This window comes from Micromonospora sp. NPDC005252, from assembly GCF_042872475.1.
In the GTDB taxonomy this organism is placed as follows: Bacteria; Actinomycetota; Actinomycetes; order Mycobacteriales; family Micromonosporaceae; genus Micromonospora.
On record NZ_JBIAKN010000002.1, the window covers coordinates 318,623 to 339,529 of the forward strand.

Here is a 20,907-nt window from a genome sequence, read left to right on the forward strand (position 1 = left end):
CGGCCGGGCCCCCCCGGGGGGGCGGAACCCACCACGGCGGGGGGGGGGGGGCCCGCGCGGGGGGGGGGGGCCCCCCGGGCGGGGGGGGGGGGGGGGGGGGGGGGGGGGGGGGGGGGGCCCCCGGGGGCCCCCCCCCCCACGGCTCTCAGAGCGCGAGGCAGTTGGGTCGCACCGGGCCGTCGGTCAGGGCGCCGCGCACGATGGTGTACGCGGTCCCGTCGAGCACCAGGCCGAGGTGCCCGACCACCCGCAGCGGGCAGTACGCCTGGATGAGGACGTTCGTCGCCCCGTCGTTGACGGCGGCGTTGCCGGTCGGACGGACCAGCTCGTCCTGGAGTGTGCGGACGGTGGTGTAGCGCACCGACCCCGGGGTGTCGTCCCCGGCGTTCAGGTCGGCGAGAAATGCGGAGCCGATGGTCATCTGTTGGCAGGCCACGATGCCGGCGCAGCTGCCGAGGCCGAGAAACGCCACGATGTTGGCGACGTAGGTGCCGTACTGGGGTGTGCCCAGACTGACGTACCGGCCGACGCTGGCGGTGCCGCCCAGGCTCTTGAGGTAGTAGCGGCTGACCAGACCGCCCTCGGAGTGGGCGACGAGGTCGACGGTCGCCGCGCCGGTGCTGGCGCGCACCTGCTCCACGTAGCCGGCGAACGCGCGGGCCGAGGCGGGGATGTCACCGAGGCCCAACCCGGGCAGCTGGTAGATGAAGGTGCGGTAGCCGTCGGCGCGCAGCCGGGCGGCGATGGGCTCGTACGCCACGGCGACGCCGCTGAGCCCGCCGACCACGATGACCGGGTTGGCTGCGGCAGCGGCAGCGAAGGCGGCGGTGGCAGCCGGGGCGGTGGAAGCTGGGGCGGTAGCAGCCGGGGCGGTGGGGGTGGCAGCGGTCGCGGCGCCGGCGGACGCCAGCAGCGCGGCGGTGGCCAGGGACACGACGAGGACGGTCTTTCGGAGCAGCATGGCTGCACCTCCGGGGGGAGGCACCCGGCGAACCGGGCAGGTGGGTGGGGGTGTCCGGTCGACCGTGCGACGATGATGCACGTCACAATTCAGAAACGTCAATGACTTGTTACGCGCCGGTAACCCGTTGTTCCACCGACGGCACAAACCGGCAATTCGGTGCCGCTCCACAGCGGACACCCGCCGCTGTGCGCGTACCCCGCCCCGCGCGAGGGTCGCCGCCCGCGACCAGGCACACCGGGACCGGGGGCAGGCGCACGCCGAGTCGGTGGCCGAGGCCGCAGCGCCATCAGGACCGGCAGTCCGGCGCGGCCGAACACGACGCGGCCGAACGCCGCCGGACCGAGCTCTACACCCGGGCCGTCGAGCTGCTCGGCAACGACAGCGCGGGCCGGTGGCCGGCGGGCACGGTGGTCGAACGGCTCGACGACGAGGGGCTGCTGCTCGTCGACCGCCGACGCGCGCTGAGCGCACGGTCGCGCTGACGCGGTCTCAGCGGACGGTCGCGCTGACGGGTCCTCAGCGGACGGTCGCGCGCAACCCGTCCAGGGCCACGCCGAGCACCCGGTCACGCTGCTCGGGTGCGGGGAACTGGGCCATCGTGAGACCGCTGATCAGGCGCACCACATCGTCGAAACCGACGTCGTCGCGCACCACGCCGGCGGCCTGGGCGCGGCGCATCAACGGCTCGCCGGCGGCGTAGATCTCCGTCCGGCAGCTGGCGAAGATCTCCGAGTCGTGCAGCAACTGCTCGGCGAGCGCGCGCTTCGTGGCGACGTACGCGACGAAGCGGTGCAGCCACGCGACCAGGGCGTCCCACGGAGGCAGCTCGGCCAGGTCGGCGGCGGAGCTGCTCAGCGCACGGACCTCCTCGACGTAGACGGCCTCGAACAGGTGCCGGCGGGTCGGGAAGTTGCGGTAGAGGGTGCCGATGCCCACCCCCGCCCGGCGGGCCACGTCCTCCAGGGAGGCGGCCGCGCCGTTCTCGGCGAACGCCTCGCGCGCCGCGGTGACCAGGGCGTCGTAGTTGCGCCGCGCGTCGGCCCGCTTGGGCCGCTGCGCGAAGACCTCGGGCGTCTGCCCCGCGCTGGTCATGGCGTGCGTCACCTCACCTTGGTTGCATCCGGAGGAACCCCTCCGCTAGCTTAGTGGAGGCACCCCTCCGGAACTGCCGGAGGACAGCCTCCGCTTAGCGTACCTCGGGACCCGCCCGATCCGGCCTGGCCACCCGATCGCCCGGACCCCGCAGACCTGCCCGCCTCCGACGACGGGCGACAAACCTCCTTCCGTACCGCATCAGGAGTTTTCTCTCGTGTCAGTGACATCCCGACGCAGCTCGCGTCGGCTCACCTTCACCGTGCTCGCGGCCGGCGCCGGATTCTTCGCGATGCTCCAGTCGTTGATCACCCCGGTGCTGCCGACCATCCAGCAGGACCTGCACACCTCGCAGAACACCGTGACCTGGGTCCTGACCGCCTACCTGCTCTCCGCGTCGATCTTCACGCCGATCCTCGGACGGGTCGGTGACATGGTCGGCAAGGAGCGGATGCTTGTCGTCTCGCTCGCCGCCCTCGCCCTCGGCTGCCTGGTGGCCGCCATCGCGCCGAACATCGGCGTCCTCATCGTCGCCCGGGTCGTGCAGGGCATCGGCGGCGCGGTCTTCCCGCTGTCGTTCGGCATCATCCGCGACGAGTTCCCCGCCGCGCGGGTCGGAAGCGCCGTCGCCTCCATCTCGGCGATCGTCGCTGCGGGCGGTGGCCTCGGCGTCGTGCTCGCCGGCCCGATCGTGGCCGCGCTGGACTACCACTGGCTGTTCTGGATCCCGATGGTCGTGGTCGGGCTGACCGCCGTCGCCGCGCACCTGTTCGTGCCCGAGTCGCCGGTGCGAACCCCCGGTCGGATCGACTGGCGTGCCACCCTGCTGCTCTCCGGCTGGCTGATCGCGCTGCTCCTGCCGATCAGCCAGGGCGCGGCCTGGGGCTGGACCTCCACCCGGGTGCTCGGCCTGCTGGTGCTCGCCGTGGTGCTGCTGATCGGCTGGCTCGTCGCCGAGGTGCGCTCGACCAACCCGCTGATCGACATGCGGATGATGCGCCTGCCGGGCGTGTGGACCACCAACCTGGTCGCCCTGCTCTACGGCGCGTCGATGTTCTCCGTGTACGCGTTCCTTCCCCAGTTCGTGCAGACCCCGACCGCCGCCGGCTACGGCTTCGGCGCCAGCATCAGCCAGTCCGGTCTGCTCATGCTGCCGATGCTGGTCGCGATGTTCGTCGCGGGCCTGGTCGCCGGCCGGCTCCAAGCCGTGTTCAGCGCCAAGGCGCAGCTCGCCACCGGCGCCGCGTTCAACGTGGCCGCCTCCGCGATGCTGGCCGCCGCGCACGACACCCGCTGGGAGGTCGCCATCGCCGGTAGCCTGGTCGGCCTCGGCATCGGCCTGGCCTTCGCGTCGATGGCCAACCTGATCGTCGGCAGCGTGCCCGCCAGCCAGACCGGCGTGGCGACCGGCATGAACGCCAACATCCGTACCATCGGCGGCGCGATCGGCGCGGCCATGGTCAGCGGCGTGATCACCGCCCACCCGCAGGCCAACGGCCTGCCCCGGGAGGCCGGTTTCACGACGGGGTTTCTCGTCCTCACCGCGATCGCCCTCGCCGCCGCGCTCGCGGCCCTGGCCGTCCCGTCCGCCCGGCGGGCGTCGGCCGGTCGCCGGCCGTCCGCCGCGACGATCGTCGAGTCCGAGCTAGCCGGCGAGTTCGCCACCATGCCCGCGACCCGCTGAGGTTCGCTGGCAAGTCGGAGCCCGGGCGGTTCGCCGCCCGGGCTCCGGCCTGCTCGGGAGTACGCTGGCCGCTCCCCCATCCACCGTTCGTCGTCTTCAGGATGCGCCCATGTCCGAATTGCTGACCGCCGACCGCATCGAAGAGATCGGCGCCCTGGGCGTCAAGAGCCCGGACCCGGCCGCGCTGGTCGCCGAGCTGGTGAGCGCCGTCGACGAGGGACGCCTCGCCGACCCCGACGACATCGGGTACGCGCTGCTGGTCGCCGCCGACATCCTGGAGCAGGCCGGTGACCTGGCCGACGCCCTCGCCCTGGCCACCCGCGCCATCGCCGAACAGCCCGACGAGGACGCGTACGCTCGAGCGGTGCGCGGCGGCCTGCTGCTGCGCCTCGGCCGCTCGGACGAGGGCATGGCCGAGCTGACCGAGCTGCGTCCGCTGCTGGAGACCAACCCCAACGCGACCTACCTGGTCGACGAGCTGGCCGAATCCGGCCACACCGACCTGGCGCTGGAATGGCTGACCGGGGCGCTCGACACGATCCTGGAACGCACCCGGACCCAGCAGCACGAGTCCGAGGACGCGCAGGACGAGGCCGCGGCCATGATCTACGGGCTGGCCCAGCGGCGGCACCACCTGCGCGAGGAGATGGGCCTCCCGCACGACGAGTACGACAACCTCGCCGACCGGCTGCGCGCCGCGAGCACCCACGCCCTCGACGCGCTCGACGGCGGCCCCGCGACGCTGCTGTACTGGCCGGAGGCCGAGTTCAACGCGTTGCTGATTCGCTGGCCCGCGCTTGTCGACAGCTACCCGAAGACGTGGGACGAGCACCGTACCCAGATCGAACGCGCGCTCGCCGACGCCGCCGGGCTGGGCGGCGCGGACCTGGGCGTGGTCGCCGGCACCGTCGAGGGCCTGGCGGCGTTCGCCGGCAGCGACCCCATCGACGAGGAAACCCTTGACGAGTACGCCGACAGCCTCGACGAGGTGGGTCTGACGTCCTGGCCGCCCGGGCGCAACGACGCCTGCTGGTGCGGATCGGGTGCGAAGTACAAGAAGTGCTGCCTGCCCCGCTCGCGCGACTGACCCGCCGGGGCACTTTCCCCTGAGAGACGTATACCTGTGAGTCATATTGATGACTCACAGGTATACCGCGCTCACCCCGTCCGCACGGACGCCCCTCGCATCCGCCGCATCGATGGCCATGGCCGGTCCAGAGCATGGCACTCCGCGTACGATCGGCACCTCCGCTTCAGCCGGGCGGATTCGGCGACGGAGGCGATGGCGTGAGCGCGCAGGAGCAGCACGAGACGATCGAGGACAGTCCGGTCGGCTGGGTGGCCAAGCACATTCGGCGGTACGTGGAGACCGACGGCGCCGACGGTGGCACCTTCCAGGGCTACCCCGCGCTGCTGCTCACCACGCGGGGACGCCGCTCGGGCACACTCCGCCGCACCGCGTTGATCTATGGCCGCGACGGGGACGACCACCTGGTGGTGGCGTCCAACGGCGGTGCTGCCACGCACCCCGCCTGGTACCTGAACCTGAGCGCCGACCCGACTGTGGAGGTCCAGGTCGGCGCGGAACGGTTCGCCGCTCGCGCCCGGACGGCGTCCACCGAGGAGCGGGCCCGGCTGTGGCCGGTGATGACGGAGGTCTTCCCGACGTACGCCCGCTACCAGAGGGACACCGACCGGGAGATCCCCGTCGTTGTCATCGAGCGGACGTCCCCGGAAGACTCGACGATCTATTGATCCACGTCAGCGCCGCAGGGGGCTATGGTGACCGCAGGTAAGCACCTACTCCGATAGGAGAGCCGCCGTGCGCCGCCTCACCACCACCATCGCGCTGCTCGGGCTGTCCCTGTTCGCCCTGTTGACGCCGTCGCCGGCGAGCGCGGCGAGCACCGTCGAGGTCACGTCCGCGACTCTGGTCGCGAAAGGCGTCGCCGTGGACCTCACCCTCACCGTGACCTGCGACGCTGGCCTATCCGGCGGCGCGGAGCTGATCCTGCGCCAGCGCTCGGGCAACCGGGTGGCGTACGGATCGGGCTGGGCGCCGGTCAGCTGCACCGGCCAACCGCAGGCAGTGACCGGGCGCGTGTACGCGGAAGGCGGCGGCTTCGCCTTCAACCGGGGCGTGGCGCTTGCCAGCGGCGGCTTCGAGCTGTGCGGCCAGGACGCGTGCGACTACCCGCGCTTCGAAGACGAGGTCCGCATCACCCGCTGAACCGGTCGGACGCACTAGCCAGGAAACGGCTGCCTGGATGGCTCCACAATCATCGCGACCGGCGCGACGACAAGCGCCACCTATGACGTTCCTTCAAGCAGGCCGCGAGATAGCGCATCCGCCCGCACGTCGAACAGCGGGATCAACCTGTCCGCTCGGCGAACCTTCCACGCGCTCCATCCGTTGATGGCCACTTTACCGGTGACCGTCGCGCCGGCCGGGGAGTGCGACTCGAAAAGGGCCTCGCGCCGGTGCGGCGAACGAGGTCCTTGGCCAACTCGTCACCGAAGGCACGGATCTTGAACATCGCGGCCTGGGCGTCGACATAGACGAGCAGCTCAGCGCCCGCGCCGTACCAGACCAGTAGCGGATGCTCCTTGAGGAACCCGAAGTTGGCGGACTGCTCTGCCAGACGTCGTACCTGTCGAGGATCCACGACACTCCACGTCGCTAGCCGTCGGTGAACACGCCAGGATAGGGAAGATCACCGGTCTGCACAGCCCCCGCCACGCGCGGTGACACCTATCCGACAGCACGTTCTAGCAGAACCTGTGTTCTACGAAGGTGTCGCCCGGACCTATAGGATCGAAATAGGGCTCGACACAAGTTCAGCGCCGACGGAATCACCGTCAGTAGCTAGCGTCGGGAGCAAGCTGAGGTGGGAGGTGGTTAGCGTATGGCTACCGCGCACGATGTCGCTGCCACAGTACTCGGCAACCTCGGCAGCGTCACTGCCATGAAGCTGGAGAAGCTGGTCTACTACTGCCAGGGGTGGCATCTGGCACGTGAAGGCACCTTGCTGTTCCCCGAGCCGATCGAAGCTTGGCGGGAGGGGCCGGTGGTGCCGCCCCTCTACCGGCACCACCGTCGGCAGCTCACCGTGTCTGACTGGCCGCACGGGCAAGCCTCCCACCTGACCCCCGACGAACGAAGAACCGTCCGGTGGGTCACAGATCAGTACGGAAAGTTCTCGGCGAGCCAGCTGTCCGTTATGACACACAACGAGCTTCCCTGGCGGGCTGCGCGGGGTGGGCTTCCCGAGTCGGCCAACTCGTCGGCGAGGATCAGCACCGACCTCATGCGTACCTACTACGCCCGGCAGATCGCAGACTCGGAAACTGCCGTCGGTCTCGCAACCGCGAACGCTGCCCTGGAAGGCGCTGAGTTCGATCAGAACTGGCAGGACAAGCTTCGCGACGTGGCAGCAGGGGTGATCAGCGCGGACGACCTGATCTCCGAAGAGATCGCCCGCCTCAAGGGTGACTGATCCGTACTGCTGGCCGGGGACCGACTGCCTCAAGAACAAGCTGGGCATCACCGACCCGGACCTCCTCCGGGAAGCCGAGTTTCGCCTGACCTCGATCCGGGAGGTTCAGGCATCGCGCATGATCATTCCCGGCAACTACGGCCTCGACCATCTTCAGACGTTCCACCGGCAGCTTTTCGGAGATCTCTACGAGTGGGCCGGACAGACCAGAACCGTCGACATCAGCAAGCCGGGAGCGCGCTTCTGTCACTGGCGCTTCATTGACGACCAGGTCAGCGCGGTCCTTGGTGGATTGACTGCGGATGGCTTTCTCCTCGGCCTCAAGCACGAAGTGTTCGTCGAGACGCTCGCGCACTACTACGGCGAGCTGAACGTGTGTCACCCGTTTCGCGAGGGCAACGGCCGGACCATCCGTTCCTTTCTTCGGCAACTTGCCGCCGCTGCGGGCTTTCTCCTCGACTGGTCGGAACTCAACGAAGCCGACAACATCGAAGCGTGCCGTGTACACCTGGCCACGACCGACACCGGGCGCCTCGTCGCGGTCCTGCGTCCAGTCGTCCGCCGATTGAGCTGATGTTCCTCGACGTGCGATGGGGGATGGTCGGAGCCCACCGGCATGGCTTGGCGAAGCCCTACAGCAGGCCCACCGCCTCCCGGCTAGCCGGACCAGGTACGTCCGGTCACCCCGCGGCCTCTATTGCCGCCTCCACCTTGTCCAGATAGTTGAACCACCACGGTGGGTTGTGGGACCACCACCCGTGGTCAGTTTCCCAGTGCCCGGACCTTGGCGATCGTCTCCTGGACGTGCTGCTTAGCCGGCTCGCCGCCCTGGGACGCCTGCGCCAGAGCTTGCCGGTACGCGTCGATCATGCCGACCAGCGGCCCGGCGGCAACACCTTCCAGCGCACCGGCGACAAGGGTTCGCGCCTCGGCCGCGTCCTGCGCTGCCGCTGCGGTCTTGGCCTTCGCCTCATCGAGCTTCCGCGACGCCGCCGCCAACTTCGCGATGATCTGCGCTGCGCTCACGCGCATCCTCCCCCTGGTCGACCATCGCCTCCACCACCGCACCGGCGGAGACCACAAGGGAGCGTACGAGATCCGCGCACCCAGCGCGACCGCTCGATCGCCCAATCATGATGTGCGCGGTGTCCCCGCCGCCCAAGGCGAAGATCACTTGATGCTGACCAGCCAGGGCAGGCCCTCGGCAACTAGTACGCATCAAGTGATCAAGGAATCGACGAGGAACCCCGGCCGGAATCTCTAGATCTTGGACACTTTCCGTTCTCGGCTAACGGAAACTGTCCAAGATCTGGCCGGGTTCACCGAAACCGGGGCATCGAGGGGGTCAGCGCTCGGCGACGAACACGCCGACACCGCCGACGCCCTCTACCAAGCCCTCAATCTTGAGCGCGTTGATGGCTTGGCGAACGACGATGGCCGAGACGTCGTGCTGACGGCACAGCTCGGAGGTCGAGGGCAGCTTGTCCCCCGGCGCGAGTTCGCCGGACTGGATCTGAGCGCGGATGCCGTCGGCGATCAGCGCCCACTTGGCTTTGGCGGGCATTGGTGTCTCCCAGGTCTGCCCCGCCATTCGATCACGAGCAACTTTGTATAGCAAGCGATGTGCGGTCAACGCTTGCGCATGCATGACCTGTTATATACGCTTCCCCCTGACCGGCTCCCAGGTCTGCAAACCCGGAGTTGGTTCTTTCCCCACCGCGCAGGAAGCGCCCGGTCGGTCGGTCCCCCCGTCCGGCCGGGCGTGCCGGGGCGTGCCCGCACGGCGCCCCCACCGCACCGCCGCCCAACGCACCGCCGCCCCACCGCACCGCCGCCGGGCGGCACGTGCCGCCACGAGCAACGCCCTGACCAGCAAGGAGACGACCGGACGGGAGCACCCGATGCCCGATCGACCCGACGACCAGCCCACCGACCCACCCTCCCGACACCCTCCAGCCCAGCGTCTCGTGTCCGAGCAGGACGTCGAGGACGCCGACGACACCCTCTTCGCCCATCCGCCGCGCGTGGTTCGCCGGTGGGTCTGCGGCTGCGGCAGGAACTACCCGTGCACCGACGTGCTCTTCGCCCGCCTGGTCAAGGCCACCGCCGAGGCGGAGCAGTGAGCTGCCGAGGCCACCGATGAACGCGGATGATCTGCACACGCACGCCAATCAGCAGGTCATCGACGCGAGGATGCGGGTCGCCGAGCACGTTACGGAGGCGTACACCGGGATCTGCCGGAGCTGCGGACGGCCTGGCCCGTGCGACGAGCAGCGGGCCGCGCGGGCCCGGCTGGCGCACTTTGGCGGCCCGGTGGACGATCTGCGCGACGCCTGGCTGGCCACGATCGCCGCCGCCGACCGGGCCGGTGCGCACCTGCACGGTGCGGGGCCACCCGGCCGGAGGCTGCCCTGGCAGGACGCGGTCACCGAGTGTTGGCGGGCGCTCGGTCTGGTCTACGCCGGCCTGGCTGCCGATCGAGCATCGCCGGTGACCGCGACAGCAGGTGAGCTGCTCGCCGGGCTGCGCGCGGCTCGGGTCGACGCTGACCGGGCCGCCGCGCTGGCCGCCCGTACCCGGTGGCGGTTGGCGGCGGCCGAGGACCGGCTGCGGCGTACCCACATCGTGGCGGACGCGGTCGCGGCCCGGCACTTCGCGGCGGCCATCACCCGGTTGGACCTGGTCGTCACCCGGCTGGCGATCGGCGGCTGCCGCATCGACCGCTCGGTGGCGGCGTTGACCGGCGAGCCGGCCGCCCCCGCACCCAACGCGCCAAGAAGCACCACCAGCACCAGCACCAGCACCAGCGAGATCGCACGCGGCTGCCGGGTGGCGAGCGGCCTGGTGACCAGGCGACGCCGACGGAAGAACCCACTCACGATGATCAGGGGGCGACAGTGGTGAACGACCCGCACGCAGCGCTGCGCGGCCTTCTGACGGGACGGCTGCGCGGGCACGAACGGCGGCTGCGCCGTTTCACCGAGGCGGACTGGCGGCGGTACGCGGACCTGCTCGCCGGAGCGCTGCTGGTGGCGGTGCGGCGGCGGTTCGTCGCGGGGCAGGACCGGGCGCCGGTGATCCGGTTCGTGGCATCCGCGCGGGAACGCTACGACGTCACCGGAATGGACGTCGAGCCGGCGCTGGCCGAGGCGTTGGTGTGGGCGGCGCTCGGTGAACGCCCTCCGGTGCCCGACGACGCGCCGGCCATCGTCGCCCGGACGGTGCTGCTGCTCGGCCTGTTGGAGGACGAGGGCTGCACCGACCGGGAACGGGACGACGTCCTCGCGGCGGCGGCGCACACCGCCGACAACGCCGCACCGGGCGGGAACGAGCACCAGGCAGGCGCACGGGACCAGCAGGAGACCCACTAGGACGCCACCACCGGGGACCTTCCGCAGGATCGTCGGCCGGCGGACCAAGACCAAGACCAGGACGACAATTCCCCGACGACTCTGGCACGCTGGCGGGCGTCACGGCGGGGAGGAAGGGACCACGGGGTGGAAGGGCTCAGCCGCACCCAGCGGCCACTGGACCACGATCAGGTGCAACGCTTCGTCGCGGCGTCGTTCGGCGCGGACCGCCGGGTCGTGGACTGCGGGCCGATCCTGGGCGGCGGCTTCGCGACGGTGTGGCGGGTGGCGCTCGACGACGGGCGCGAGGTCGTGTTGAAGGTGGCACCACCACCCGACGCGCCGCTGCTGCGCTACGAGCGGGGGCTCGCCGCCGCCGAAGCCCGGTATTTCCGCCTCGTGGCCGCGCGTGCGCCGCAGGTGCCGGTGCCGCCGCTGCTGCACCACGGCGACGATCCGGAACTCGGCGAGTGGCTGGTCACCGGCCTGCTGCCCGGACGGTCGCTGCGGGAATGGTCGGAGGGCGAGCAGCACCTCGACGACACCCCGGCCCGCTACGACTTCGGCGTCGCGATCGCCGCGCTGCACCGGGTGACCGGCGACCACTACGGGTACGGCGGCGGCCGGGCGAGTGGCGCGACGTGGCGTACGGCCTTCGCCGCCATGCTCGACGACCTGCTCGCCGACGCGGCGGACTGGGACGTACGACTTCCCACCTCGCCGGCGCGGATCCGGGAGTTGCCCGAGCGGTACGCCTGGGCCCTGGACCAGGTACGCCGGCCGGCGCTGCTGCACTTCGACGGCTGGGACGGCAACGTGCTCGCCGAACCCGGGCCTGCGGGCACCCTGCGCCTGCGCGGGATCGTGGACGGCGAGCGGTTCCTGTTCGGCGATCCGCTGCTGGACCTCGTGTCACCCCTGCTGTATCGCCGGGTGGAGGACGACCCCGACCACCCGTTCCTGCGGGGCTACCGCGCCGCCGCGGCCGATCCGGTGGTCTTCGACGAGTCCACCCTGCGGCGGCTCAGCCTCTACCGCCTGCACCTGTACCTGTTGATGACTGTCGAGATGCCCAGCCGGGGAATCACCTGGGAGAATCGCCCGGACCGGTTCGAGCGGCTGGCCGACCTGCTTGATCAGGAGCTGACCGAGCTGCGGCGTGCGAGTCCGTCGGCCATCGCAGGCGGTACCGGCTGACGTCCTCGGAGGCGGCCACGCCCGCCCTCATGAACATCGTCAGCACGGCGTCGCGCGCCCGCCGCTCGCGGGCGCCGGTCGGAAACTTCAGGCTGCCGGTACGGCGAGCGAGCCCGGCGACCGTCGCCACCCGTGGCTCACGCAGCTGTTGGAAGCTCACGAAGGCGTCACCGACGTCTTCTGCCGAGGCGAGACACCGGGCCAGGACCAGGGCGTCTTCGAGCGCCATGGAGCTGCTCTGCCCGTCGTGCGGCGGCATCGCGTGCGCCGCGTCGCCGACCAGGCACATCCGACCGCGGCTCCACCGCGCGGGCGGGACGAGGTCGTGCACCGGCCACCGGATGATCGGGCCGGTGCTGGCGTCGATGATGGCGGGGATCGGCGGGTGGTCTGAGCCGTGCAGCTCAACGAGCCGCTGCCGCCACCGGTCCATCGGATCAGCCCGTGGCCCCGCCACCACCTCCCCCTCGCCCGTGAGCAGGCTCTGGAACCAGACCACCTCGCCGTCCGGCAACGCCTGGTAGCCGAAGAACGCGTTGGCGCCGAACGTCAGCCGCAGCACTCCGTCCGGTGCGATCCCGTCGACCCGCGGGGCCGAGCCGCCGCCGTCGAGGGCTCCGGTGAACCGGGCGGGCGGATGCTCGGGGAACATCGTCCGACGCGTGTACGAGTGCACCCCGTCGGCGCCGATCAAGAGGTCACCGCTGTGACTGGATCCGTCGGCGAGGGTGGCGACGACCCGGTCGTGCCCGTCATCGCGCAGCCCGACGACCCGCTCACCCTCGACGATACGGACGCCGGCGCCACGGGCCGCCTCGCGCAGCACCTCGCCGAGCCGGTCCCGGCGGATCAGCGTGCTCACCTGGTTGTTGCTGCCGATCTCCCGTCCCCGGTGGTCGTAAAAGGAGATGCGGTCAGTCGGCGTGCCGGCGGCGTCGACCGCGGCGAGCAGGCCCAGGTCGCGCAGCACGGTACGGCCGTTGTCGGCCAGGCTCAGGTGCGACCCGAGGGGCCGCTCGCGCGGCGGCCGGGCCTCGAGAACCGTCACGCGCCACCCGATCCGGCGCAGGAAGAGACCGACTGCCGTTCCGGCGATTCCCGCCCCGACGATGACGGCGTGCGCGGGATTGATCATGTCGGGCCAGCCGTCATCGGTGGCCCGAAAGGACTCGTCGTACCCATTTTGTGCCCCCGTGTGGCGGGTGCTGTGGGCACGTCCGCCGCCCCGACCGTAATCACGGCGGCCATCGTGGTCAAGACAGCAAGATCCATCAATGTGAGGGTTGACACCGGCATAGACGGCCGGAATGCTGTGGGGGTCCTGCTAACCGAGGCGGGGCCACGTATCCGGGGGAGTCGGTCTTTCACTGCATTCGCCTGTGCGCGGCTCCATGGCCATCACTGGAAGTCTCTCCGCCAGCGAATGCTCCGAATAGGACGGCCGTCGTCCATGGTCGCTGTCGGGTGCTGCGGTACTGCCGCGAAGAGCATCCGAAGTAGGGCCTGGGCAATTGTCGCACCAGCTCGGTCGATCGCTGGTCGGACTGCTGCACGGTGATTCCACCCGTCATCCGACGGTGGCGCGTCATGCACCCCTAAGCACGGCGCAGGGCCGCGGCCTCACTTCCGACAACCGTATTCTTCGGGAGGTGTCGTGATGAAGAACAACTCGGCCGGCTGACGCAACCAATTATCTTTCGTCCCGATGAGCGTGTGTCGCGTCGCGGCACACGCTCATCGGCAGCGCAACCGTTCCCGCTCGGGAAGGAACAGGTGTGACCCCGGAGACGACCTACCCGATGACCCTCGGCCAACTATCGGTCTGGCGGGACATCGAAAAAATGCATCCGGAGAAGTGGTGGGAGGGCAACCTCTGCTTTTCCTGGTCGTTGCCGGAAAATGTGACCGCGGCGGACGTCTGGCGCGCGGTCGGAGCACTCGGCATGCGGCACGCCTCGCTGCGCACGACGTTCGACGTCGGGGACCCGGGAGATCCGCGCCAGCGCGTCGCGGTGGATTCCCCCGCCGACGTGGTCGAGGCGGTACGACAGCCCGACGGCGAGACGGGGATGTCCCGGATCGAGACCGAGGAGATCCAGCGGCCGTTCACGCTCACCACCGACCTGCCGTGGCGGGTGTGGCTGACCGAGAGCGACGGCCGCGCCCGTGAGCTGTTGGTCGTCATCCACCACATGGCGGCCGACGGCGCGGGCATCAACACCATGGAGCGGGACTTCTACGCCCTGCTGGCCGGGGAGGCGCTGCCACCGGCGCCGCAGCCGGCCGACCTCGCGACGCGGCAACGGTCCGGCGAGATGGACGCCAGACTGCTCGCCGCGGAGTCGTACTGGCGCAAGGTGCTGGCGGGGGCACCCCGGCGGACCCCGCCCGCGCCGGGGCCGGTGCTCCGGGCGACGATGCACACCGGCATCCCCGAGCCCATCCTCCGCCAGGCGGCGCGCGGCATCGGCGTGACCGTGGCAGGGGTGCTGCTCACCGCGTACTGCCGGGCGATCATCGCGACGGGCACCACCAGCACCCCGGTCCTGCTCTACCCCATGTCGTCCAACCGTTTCGACCCGGCGGTCACGTCGCTCGTCACGTCGATGAACCAGTGGGTGCCGCTGCTGGCCGCGCCGGAACCGGACGAACCGTTCGCGCACACCGCGCGCGCCCTGTACGTACGGAACATGCGGGCCCTCAAGCACGGGGTCTACGACCCGGACACGGTGGCGCGGATTCGCGAGGACGCCGAACGGGAGGGCGGCCCGCTCGACCCGGGGTACCACTTCACCTTCCTGCTGCCCCCGATGGTGGTGCAGCCGCCGGAGACGATCCAGGAATCGCGGATCGAGTGGCACGTGCCGATCCGCTCGACCGGGCCCGGCTTCTATCTGATGGCCAACGCCGACACGACGGTCCGGCTGACCGTGCGGGTGATCCGCGAGGGCTACCGCCGCGCGGAACTCGACGCTCTGCTCGTCGCCATGCGCGACGACCTGCTGGAGCTGGTCGGCGCGAGCGCGGAGGCCGCCGGATGACCACGACCGCGCCGCCCACCACCCCGGCGGTCACGCCGAGCCTGTGGCGTCACCGGGACTTCATGACGCTGTGGACCGGCCAGACCCTCAGCGAGACCGGTTCCGCGGTGTCCACCCTCGCCGTCCCGCTCATCGCGGTGTCCGTGCTGAACGCGTCCACGTTCTCGGTGAGCCTGCTGCAGGCCGCCGGGATGGCGGCGTACCTGCTCGTCGCGTTGCCGGCCGGGGTGATCGTCGACCGGATGCGCAAGCGGCGGCTGATGGTGTTCTGCAACCTGCTGCGGGCCCTCGCGATGGGCACCATTCCGCTGGCCTTCTTCGCCGGTGAACTCACCATGGCGCAGTTGTGGCTGGTGGCGGCCCTGTGCAGCGTCTGCTCCGTCTTCTTCGAGGTGGCCTACCAGTGCTACCTGCCGACTGTGGTGCGCTCCGACCAGCTGCTGGACGCGAACGGCAAACTCAGCACCACGTACTCGGTCGCTCAGGTGGCGGGTATCGGGCTCGGCGGAGGACTGGTCGCGGTCTTCGGTGCGGCGCGGACGGTCCTCATCGACGCCGCCTCGTTCGCGGTCAGCGCCGTCTCGCTGCTGCTGATCCGCCGCAAGGAGCCGGAGGTGGCCGTACCGCAGGGCCCCCGGCCGCGGCTGCGGGAGGAGATCTCCGTCGGCCTGGCCTTCGCCTTCCGGCATCCGGTGCTGCGGAAGATCGTCGCGGCCAGCGGCACCCTGAACGTGTTCAGTCAGGTGATCTACGCCCTCTCGGTCATCTACCTGGTCCGGGTCCTCAAGCTGACGCCGGCCGAGGTGGCCGTGCAACTGGCGCTGGGCACGGCCGGCGGCATCGCCGGCGGACTCGCCTCCGGCAGGCTGGCTCGACGGATCGGCACCGCCCGCATCATCTGGGTCTCCCTGCTCGGGCTCGGCTGGACGATGCTGCTGGTGCCGCTGGCCGAGCCCGGCTGGCGGGTCGCGTTCTACACCGTCGGCATGACCGGCTTCGCCGCACTCTGCGCGATCTACAACGCGGCCCAGATCAGCTACCGGCAGCAGATGTGCCCGCCGGAACTGCTCGGCCGCCTCACCGCCGGGGTCCGCTGGATCGTGTGGGGCGCCCTGCCGATCGGCGCGGTCCTCGGTGGTGTGCTGGGCACCTGGCTCGGCGTCCGCGAGACCCTGGTGATCGCCGCCCTCGGCGTCTGGGCCTCCGGGCTGTGGGTCTACTTCTCCCCGCTGCGGAAAATGCGTGACTTCACGCCCGTCCCCGAGCCGGCCAGCCAGGCCTGACAGCGAGTCGCCGGCGAGGCGCGGAGACGTCAGCGGTTCGGGCCGGCCAGCGCCGCCCACGTACGCGCCACCCCGGTGGGCAGGTCGGTGACGGGATGCCAGCCCAGCAAAGCCGACGCGCGTCGGACGTCGAGCCAGATGTCGCGCCGGTCGAAGGCCCGACGGTCCGCGTACCGGATGGTCAACGGCCGACCGACGGTCGCCCTCACCACCTCCAGCAGCTCGGCGAGGGAGGTGGGATGGCCGGCGCCGACGTTGAGGACGGCGCCGTCGAGCGCCTCGCGGGTGTCGCGGTCCAGGTGACGGTCCCACACTGCCAGCAGGGCGGCCACGACGTCGTCGATGTAGACGTAGTCGCGACGGGTGACCGGGTCGCCGAACACCTGCAACGGCCGGTGCGCGGCCGCAGCCTCCAGCCAGTGCGACACCACGCCGAGCCCACCCTCGGCGCGCTGGCCGGGCCCGTACACGTTGGACGGCCGCAGCACGACCGGCCGGAGGTGGTCGGCGGCCTCGCGCAGGGCCTGCTCCTGGGCCAGCTTCGCCCGGCCGTAGACGCTGTCGGGGCCGAGTGGGCCGGTCTCGTCCACCGGTGGCGGCACATCCGGCCGGTACGCCGTCCCGCCGGATCCCAGCAGGACGAAGGTGGGACGACGGGCGCCCAGCTTGCACGCCTCCAGCGCGGCGGCGAGGGCACGCTGGTCCAGCTCGACGAGTTCGGGCTGGCTGACGGCCCTCTTCGGCGTGACCGTGCCGGCGGCCCAGAAGACCAGGTCCGCCCGCCTGATCGTATCGGCGTAGCGGTGTTCCTCGACGGCGTTGCGGGGTCGGGTCACCCGGTGCGGAGGCAGGCGGCGGCGTTCGAGCGCACGGCACAGACTGGCGCCGATGAAACCGTCCGACCCGACGACCACCGTGACCGGGGCGGGGACGGCGCTCATCCCGGGACCTCGGTCTGCACGGCGCGGGTCGCCAGGTCGGCGGCGTAGTCGGCGGTCCCCTCACGGGCGGCCAGCAGGTTGCGGTGCAGGGTCTCCAGCAGGTCGAGGGAGTATCCGCTGTCACGCCACTCCTGCTCGGTGACGCCGTAGCCCAGCCGACGCCACAGGTCGGCGTTGACCTGCTCGTGCGCGCCGAAGGGCGCCAGCAGCACGATCGGCGTGGCCGACCAGAGCGAGTCGATCAAAGTGCCCCCGCCGGTCTTGCAGAGCATGGCGACGCGGTGTCGGGCGAGGTCGAACGAGTCGTGGTACGCCGCACCCCGTCGGTACCGCACCGCGCCGTCCGGAAGGATCTCGCCGAACGGTGGGAAGCCGTCGTCCTGCCAGGCCTCCCACTCCGGGTCGATCATGAAAGCCCGGCAGCCGGGGGGCAGCTCGGACACGTCGGCCGGGTCGTGGGTCACCACGTCGACCAGCAGCCCCGCCCGGGCGAGATCCGCCGCGCGGTCCCGGTAGGTGCCCAGCCCCCAGCCGCCGCCGTGCGCCAGCAGGCGGGGCTCCCGCCGCTGCCACGGCACCGGGCCCTCGTCGCCGACGCGGATGCTCGTCGGCGCGGTGCCCCGCTCGGCGTCGAACATCCACACGTGACGGAAGCGCTCCGTGCGGGCCCGGAAGAGGTTGAAGGAGGCGGTCGGCGCGGCGTCGAGGTGACAGATGTCCACCCGAGGCGTTCGGGACGTGAGCGCCTCGTACCGTTCGACGACGGGCACCCAGAAGCCGGAGAAGATCACCACCTGGTCCACGTCCGCGGCCCGCCACCGGTGCAGCAGTTGATCGACAGCAGCGTCGTCGAGCGCCGGCATCTGATCACGCACCATGCGCTGGGCGGCCACCGCGAGCTTGAAGTTCCCTCTGAAGGCCAGCTTGGCGGCCCTCAGCCGGTCGAGTTCGTCGGGTCGCAGCAGCCGCTCGAACACCTCCACGCGCACCTCGATCCCGAGGGCCCGCAACCGACCCGCCAGGATGAGGGCCGGTACGTGGGTGCCGAGCGTGGCGCCCGACGTCAGCAGCACAGTGGCCATCGATGCTCCGATCGTCGGGAGTCAGGTGACGAGACTCGGGGCGCCGGCCGTCGCGACGAGCAGGTCGCCCACCTGCGCTTCGAGGGCGACCCGGGCCGCGTCGTCCGGGGCGAACACGGCGAGAAAGAGCCGCCCACGGGGCGGGGTGAGCGTCCCCGAGGCCAGCGGCAGCACCCCCGGCTCGTCGCCGCGAAACAGCAGCTTCGCGTCGTCCAACGCGGACACCAGCCTGGCCACCGTGTCGCCGGGCCGCACCGGCGTCGTGCGGCAGCGCAACCAGGAGCGCAGGCCGACCGTCCGGGCCCGCCGGTCGAGGTGCAGGTTCAGCAGGCCCATCGATCGTCGGGCGTTGATCTCCAGCACCGGTACGACCGTGCCGTCGCCCAGCCGCAGTCCGTCGACGCAGACCGGCCCGGTGTAGCCCTCGGCCGCGAGCGCCGTCCCGACCCGCGCGATCACCTCCCGGTGCGCGGTGGTGTCGAGGCTCGCGTGCTGATCCGCGGGGAGCGGACCGGAGCCGCGGTAGGCGAACTCGGCGTTGTCGACGTGCTGTACGCCCCGCCACCGCACCGCGCCGCTCGGGTCGACCTCAAGGTGGGTGGAGAAGCTGGACGCCTCCGCGAAGAGGGGTTGCACCAGCAGCTCCACCCGAGCCCCGCGCGCGACCTGCCGCTCCAGGTGCCGGACGACCGTGTCCAGCACCCGAGGGTTGCCGACCCGCAGGGCGCCCCGGCCGGCGACCCCGTACGGATCCTTGAGCACGACGTCGTCCGGCGCGTCCTGCACCAGCCGCCGCACCTGCCGGGGCGTGGTGGCCAGGACGGCGGCGCCGGGCAGGCCGGCGTCCCGAACCAGGTCGTTCGACCAGACCTTGGAGTTGACGCGGGCGACGACCTCGACGGCGGGGACCGTGGCACGCAGGCCGAGTCGGCGCACCGCCACGGAGGTGTCCGGCCGGACGGCGTAGAACGCCGCGGCCCACCCGGACATCTCCGGCAGGGACGTGCCACCAGCCGACGCCAGCCGCTCCTCCACGGTGGCGTCCTGGTGACCCGGCACGGCCGCGACCCGTGGCGCGATGCCGGCGACCGCCAGCGCCTCGACCAGGGCCTCGTCCATCGGCTCGGCGGTGAGCAGCAGATCGCCCGGAGCGCACCCGACCGCCAGCAGCTCGTCCATGCCGCGACGTCCCCGGCTGCCACCTGCCGCCGGGCCGGCGGGCAGCCCGGCGAGATCCTCCGGCCGCCACGCCGCCTCCGCGTCGAACGAGCCGAAGTGAACGGTCCCGCTCACCTCACCGACCATCGCCGTCGAGGGCGAAATGGCAGAACGCCTTCACCGACTCCAGGTGGATGCTGTCCAGCGACTCGAAGTCGATCTCGACGTCGAACTCCTCCTCGACGGCGAGCAGGAACGTGATCATGTGCAGCGAGTCGATTCCGAGGTCGAGCAGCAGATTCGTGTCCGCCGTCACCTCCTGGGCCAGCGCCGGATCCTCCAGAACCCGCGCGAGCAGGACCGCCATGCGGGTGACCACCTCTGCCATGCGTTCACTCCCCGCTCAGGTAGAGAAGGATGCACTTCGAGCACACCGGCATGAGGCCGCTGTCGCGCAGGATGCCGCGGACCCGGGTGAACCGCTCGCTCTGCCAGATGTCCTGCATGGACTGCTCGCTCAGGTCGCCGATGACGAACTCGGGGAAGAACTTGCACGAGCTGACCCGGCCGTCGGCGTGGATCTCGATCCGGTTGGACACCGCCAGGCAGCGGCTGCGCCGCTGGGCGGGACGGGACGTGCCGCGGATGAAGTCGTCGATCTCATCCGCCTCGACCTGCGGCTGGTAGCGCACCCGCAGATCCCACACCCGGCTCGCCAGCCGCGCCATCGACTCCTTCAGCACCGGCAGGTACTGCTCGGGCAGCGCATAGGTGTACGAGTGCCACGTCGGCTTGTCGCCCGGCTCCGGCGGGTTGAGCCACGAGAACGACTCCTCGTAGAGCCGGTCCATCGCCGACGCCGTCTCCGGGCTGATGTACCAGGGCAGCAGCCAGTAGACCGAGTTGAAGCCGGTCTGCTCGGCCCACTCGGTGAACTCGTACATGCGGCCGACCATGTCCTCGCTGACCATGCACGCGACGGACAACTCGCCCTGGTACTCGCCGCGCCGTTGGAGGTCGAGCATCGCCTCGACGTTGCGCAGGGTGCGCCGGAACGATCCCTTGCCCCGCAACGCCTCGTGCTCCGGCTCGAAGCCGTCCAGGCTGACCAGCAGGTTGAGTCGTGGCCCGATGGCCAGCAGGTGTTTCGCGTTGCGCTCCATCAACAGGCCGTTGGTGCACATGTTGACGACTCGCGGCACGGCGCCCAGCAGCTTGGCGATCTCTCCGAACCGGGAGTGCATCAGGGGCTCACCGCCCCACAGAAAGACCTTCGCCTGCTCGGGCGCGGTCGTCTCCAGCACGTCCCGGACGACGTCGAGGTCGAGTTCGGAACGCCTGCGCTGGCTGTCGTAGTTGTGGAAGAACCCCTGCTCATTCCACTGGAAGCAGTGGTGACACCGCAGATTGCACCGGTAGGTCAGCTGCATGCTGACCTCCTGCGGCAACGCGGTGGCGTAGAGGGGGTCCGCCGCCAGATTGCGGCGCGTCGCCGACCGGATCGCCACCGTCCGGCGCAGATCGTGCAGTTCCCCCGACGTGAAGACCTTGTTGGTACGTGGGTAGGACATGCAGGCTCCCCGCTCGTCTGCCACGAAACGGTCACTCCTGCGCGGGG

24 protein-coding genes are annotated in these 20,907 nt (G+C 70.9%); 13 read left to right on the forward strand and 11 right to left on the reverse strand.

The genetic code is table 11. The features are described 5' to 3' along the window. Window positions 1-145: 145 nt before the first annotated feature. Complete coding sequence (locus ACFYPH_RS07220) at window positions 146-961, reverse strand: esterase/lipase family protein (RefSeq protein ID WP_387179903.1); 816 nt, start codon at window positions 959-961, stop codon at window positions 146-148. A 188-nt stretch (window positions 962-1,149) separates the two neighbouring features. Here ACFYPH_RS07220 and ACFYPH_RS07225 point away from each other — a divergent pair, with 188 nt between their 5' ends. Then, window positions 1,150-1,446: a hypothetical protein gene (locus ACFYPH_RS07225; protein ID WP_387179906.1), complete on the forward strand. Its 297-nt coding sequence runs from the start codon at window positions 1,150-1,152 to the stop codon at window positions 1,444-1,446. Window positions 1,447-1,480: 34 nt separating this feature from the next. Here ACFYPH_RS07225 and ACFYPH_RS07230 read toward each other — a convergent pair whose 3' ends face one another. Beyond that, complete coding sequence (locus tag ACFYPH_RS07230; protein ID WP_354861005.1) at window positions 1,481-2,056, reverse strand: helix-turn-helix domain-containing protein; 576 nt, start codon at window positions 2,054-2,056, stop codon at window positions 1,481-1,483. Between the two features lie 217 nt (window positions 2,057-2,273). On the opposite strand from ACFYPH_RS07230, the gene ACFYPH_RS07235 reads away from it, so the two are divergent. The 4 genes from ACFYPH_RS07235 to ACFYPH_RS07250 all read left to right on the forward strand — a co-directional run bounded on the left by ACFYPH_RS07235 (window position 2,274) and on the right by ACFYPH_RS07250 (window position 5,970). Continuing rightward, entirely contained in the window at window positions 2,274-3,740 is a 1,467-nt protein-coding gene (locus tag ACFYPH_RS07235; protein WP_387179909.1) for an MFS transporter, read from the forward strand. A 109-nt stretch (window positions 3,741-3,849) separates the two neighbouring features. Then, complete coding sequence (locus ACFYPH_RS07240; protein ID WP_387179912.1) at window positions 3,850-4,827, forward strand: SEC-C domain-containing protein; 978 nt, start codon at window positions 3,850-3,852, stop codon at window positions 4,825-4,827. Between the two features lie 200 nt (window positions 4,828-5,027). Beyond that, on the forward strand, window positions 5,028-5,495 hold the full coding sequence (locus tag ACFYPH_RS07245; protein WP_355067183.1) for a nitroreductase family deazaflavin-dependent oxidoreductase: 468 nt from the start codon (window positions 5,028-5,030) through the stop codon (window positions 5,493-5,495). Window positions 5,496-5,562: 67 nt separating this feature from the next. Next, a complete protein-coding gene (locus ACFYPH_RS07250; protein ID WP_355067184.1) occupies window positions 5,563-5,970 on the forward strand; it encodes a hypothetical protein in 408 nt (135 codons plus the stop codon). 142 nt (window positions 5,971-6,112) lie between these two features. Here the strand turns inward: ACFYPH_RS07250 and ACFYPH_RS07255 are convergent, their stop codons facing one another. Further along, a complete protein-coding gene (locus ACFYPH_RS07255; protein WP_387179916.1) occupies window positions 6,113-6,406 on the reverse strand; it encodes a hypothetical protein in 294 nt (97 codons plus the stop codon). Window positions 6,407-6,706: 300 nt separating this feature from the next. Here ACFYPH_RS07255 and ACFYPH_RS07260 point away from each other — a divergent pair, with 300 nt between their 5' ends. Together ACFYPH_RS07260 and ACFYPH_RS07265 are read left to right on the forward strand one after the other, a co-directional pair. Beyond that, window positions 6,707-7,237: a Panacea domain-containing protein gene (locus tag ACFYPH_RS07260; protein ID WP_387179919.1), complete on the forward strand. Its 531-nt coding sequence runs from the start codon at window positions 6,707-6,709 to the stop codon at window positions 7,235-7,237. Then, a complete protein-coding gene (locus ACFYPH_RS07265; RefSeq protein ID WP_354861020.1) occupies window positions 7,230-7,811 on the forward strand; it encodes a Fic family protein in 582 nt (193 codons plus the stop codon). The genes ACFYPH_RS07260 and ACFYPH_RS07265 overlap by 8 nt, the downstream gene beginning before the upstream one ends. A gap of 188 nt (window positions 7,812-7,999) precedes the next feature. On the opposite strand, the gene ACFYPH_RS07270 is transcribed toward ACFYPH_RS07265, so the two are convergent. Together ACFYPH_RS07270 and ACFYPH_RS07275 are read right to left on the reverse strand one after the other, a co-directional pair. Continuing rightward, a complete protein-coding gene (locus tag ACFYPH_RS07270) occupies window positions 8,000-8,263 on the reverse strand; it encodes a DUF6244 family protein (RefSeq protein ID WP_387179922.1) in 264 nt (87 codons plus the stop codon). A gap of 319 nt (window positions 8,264-8,582) precedes the next feature. Further along, on the reverse strand, window positions 8,583-8,828 hold the full coding sequence (locus ACFYPH_RS07275; protein ID WP_039906608.1) for a winged helix-turn-helix domain-containing protein: 246 nt from the start codon (window positions 8,826-8,828) through the stop codon (window positions 8,583-8,585). Between the two features lie 181 nt (window positions 8,829-9,009). On the opposite strand from ACFYPH_RS07275, the gene ACFYPH_RS07280 reads away from it, so the two are divergent. From ACFYPH_RS07280 to ACFYPH_RS07295, 4 genes are all read left to right on the forward strand, one after another. Continuing rightward, on the forward strand, window positions 9,010-9,360 hold the full coding sequence (locus ACFYPH_RS07280) for a hypothetical protein (protein WP_387179925.1): 351 nt from the start codon (window positions 9,010-9,012) through the stop codon (window positions 9,358-9,360). A gap of 16 nt (window positions 9,361-9,376) precedes the next feature. Then, entirely contained in the window at window positions 9,377-10,141 is a 765-nt protein-coding gene (locus tag ACFYPH_RS07285; RefSeq protein ID WP_387179926.1) for a hypothetical protein, read from the forward strand. Next, entirely contained in the window at window positions 10,138-10,608 is a 471-nt protein-coding gene (locus ACFYPH_RS07290; RefSeq protein ID WP_354861028.1) for a hypothetical protein, read from the forward strand. The genes ACFYPH_RS07285 and ACFYPH_RS07290 overlap by 4 nt, the downstream gene beginning before the upstream one ends. A 126-nt stretch (window positions 10,609-10,734) precedes the next feature. After that, window positions 10,735-11,784, forward strand: a complete 1,050-nt coding sequence (locus ACFYPH_RS07295) for an aminoglycoside phosphotransferase family protein (protein WP_354861029.1) — start codon at window positions 10,735-10,737, stop codon at window positions 11,782-11,784. On the opposite strand, the gene ACFYPH_RS07300 is transcribed toward ACFYPH_RS07295, so the two are convergent. Then, on the reverse strand, window positions 11,672-12,919 hold the full coding sequence (locus ACFYPH_RS07300; RefSeq protein ID WP_387179929.1) for an FAD-dependent monooxygenase: 1,248 nt from the start codon (window positions 12,917-12,919) through the stop codon (window positions 11,672-11,674). The genes ACFYPH_RS07295 and ACFYPH_RS07300 overlap by 113 nt on opposite strands. A 640-nt stretch (window positions 12,920-13,559) precedes the next feature. On the opposite strand from ACFYPH_RS07300, the gene ACFYPH_RS07305 reads away from it, so the two are divergent. Then, the gene (locus tag ACFYPH_RS07305; RefSeq protein ID WP_387179932.1) at window positions 13,560-14,825 is read left to right on the forward strand and encodes a condensation domain-containing protein; all 1,266 of its coding nucleotides are present in this window, start codon (window positions 13,560-13,562) and stop codon (window positions 14,823-14,825) included. After that, complete coding sequence (locus ACFYPH_RS07310) at window positions 14,822-16,108, forward strand: MFS transporter (RefSeq protein ID WP_387179935.1); 1,287 nt, start codon at window positions 14,822-14,824, stop codon at window positions 16,106-16,108. The genes ACFYPH_RS07305 and ACFYPH_RS07310 overlap by 4 nt, the downstream gene beginning before the upstream one ends. 29 nt (window positions 16,109-16,137) lie before the next feature. Here ACFYPH_RS07310 and ACFYPH_RS07315 read toward each other — a convergent pair whose 3' ends face one another. From ACFYPH_RS07315 to ACFYPH_RS07335, 5 genes are read right to left on the reverse strand one after another with little or no spacing between them, the layout of a single operon-like run. Beyond that, entirely contained in the window at window positions 16,138-17,049 is a 912-nt protein-coding gene (locus ACFYPH_RS07315; protein WP_387179938.1) for an NAD-dependent epimerase/dehydratase family protein, read from the reverse strand. Beyond that, window positions 17,046-18,131 carry a hypothetical protein gene (locus tag ACFYPH_RS07320; RefSeq protein WP_387179941.1) on the reverse strand — a complete coding sequence of 362 codons (1,086 nt, stop codon included), beginning with the start codon at window positions 18,129-18,131 and terminating at the stop codon, window positions 17,046-17,048. Before ACFYPH_RS07320 ends, ACFYPH_RS07315 begins: the two co-directional genes overlap by 4 nt. Before the next feature lie 21 nt (window positions 18,132-18,152). Beyond that, a complete protein-coding gene (locus ACFYPH_RS07325; protein ID WP_387179943.1) occupies window positions 18,153-19,424 on the reverse strand; it encodes a hypothetical protein in 1,272 nt (423 codons plus the stop codon). 1 nt (window position 19,425) lies between these two features. Further along, window positions 19,426-19,677, reverse strand: a complete 252-nt coding sequence (locus ACFYPH_RS07330) for a phosphopantetheine-binding protein (RefSeq protein ID WP_354861041.1) — start codon at window positions 19,675-19,677, stop codon at window positions 19,426-19,428. 4 nt (window positions 19,678-19,681) lie between these two features. Next, entirely contained in the window at window positions 19,682-20,860 is a 1,179-nt protein-coding gene (locus tag ACFYPH_RS07335) for a radical SAM/SPASM domain-containing protein (protein ID WP_387179946.1), read from the reverse strand. Between the last annotated feature and the right edge of the window lie 47 nt (window positions 20,861-20,907).

Excerpts from the sequence above, each read along its gene's own strand:
- ACFYPH_RS07220 (WP_387179903.1), bottom strand. The coding sequence starts at position 961 with ATGCTGCTCCGAAAGACCGTCCTCGTCGTGTCCCTGGCCACCGCCGCG.
- ACFYPH_RS07230 (WP_354861005.1), bottom strand. The coding sequence starts at position 2,056 with ATGACCAGCGCGGGGCAGACGCCCGAGGTCTTCGCGCAGCGGCCCAAG.
- ACFYPH_RS07240 (WP_387179912.1), top strand. The coding sequence starts at position 3,850 with ATGTCCGAATTGCTGACCGCCGACCGCATCGAAGAGATCGGCGCCCTG.
- ACFYPH_RS07260 (WP_387179919.1), top strand. The coding sequence starts at position 6,707 with ATGAAGCTGGAGAAGCTGGTCTACTACTGCCAGGGGTGGCATCTGGCA.
- ACFYPH_RS07275 (WP_039906608.1), bottom strand. The coding sequence starts at position 8,828 with ATGGCGGGGCAGACCTGGGAGACACCAATGCCCGCCAAAGCCAAGTGG.
- ACFYPH_RS07285 (WP_387179926.1), top strand. The coding sequence starts at position 9,377 with ATGAACGCGGATGATCTGCACACGCACGCCAATCAGCAGGTCATCGAC.
- ACFYPH_RS07300 (WP_387179929.1), bottom strand. The coding sequence starts at position 12,919 with ATGATCAATCCCGCGCACGCCGTCATCGTCGGGGCGGGAATCGCCGGA.
- ACFYPH_RS07310 (WP_387179935.1), top strand. The coding sequence starts at position 14,822 with ATGACCACGACCGCGCCGCCCACCACCCCGGCGGTCACGCCGAGCCTG.
- ACFYPH_RS07315 (WP_387179938.1), bottom strand. The coding sequence starts at position 17,049 with ATGAGCGCCGTCCCCGCCCCGGTCACGGTGGTCGTCGGGTCGGACGGT.
- ACFYPH_RS07320 (WP_387179941.1), bottom strand. The coding sequence starts at position 18,131 with ATGGCCACTGTGCTGCTGACGTCGGGCGCCACGCTCGGCACCCACGTA.
- ACFYPH_RS07330 (WP_354861041.1), bottom strand. The coding sequence starts at position 19,677 with ATGGCAGAGGTGGTCACCCGCATGGCGGTCCTGCTCGCGCGGGTTCTG.
- ACFYPH_RS07335 (WP_387179946.1), bottom strand. The coding sequence starts at position 20,860 with ATGTCCTACCCACGTACCAACAAGGTCTTCACGTCGGGGGAACTGCAC.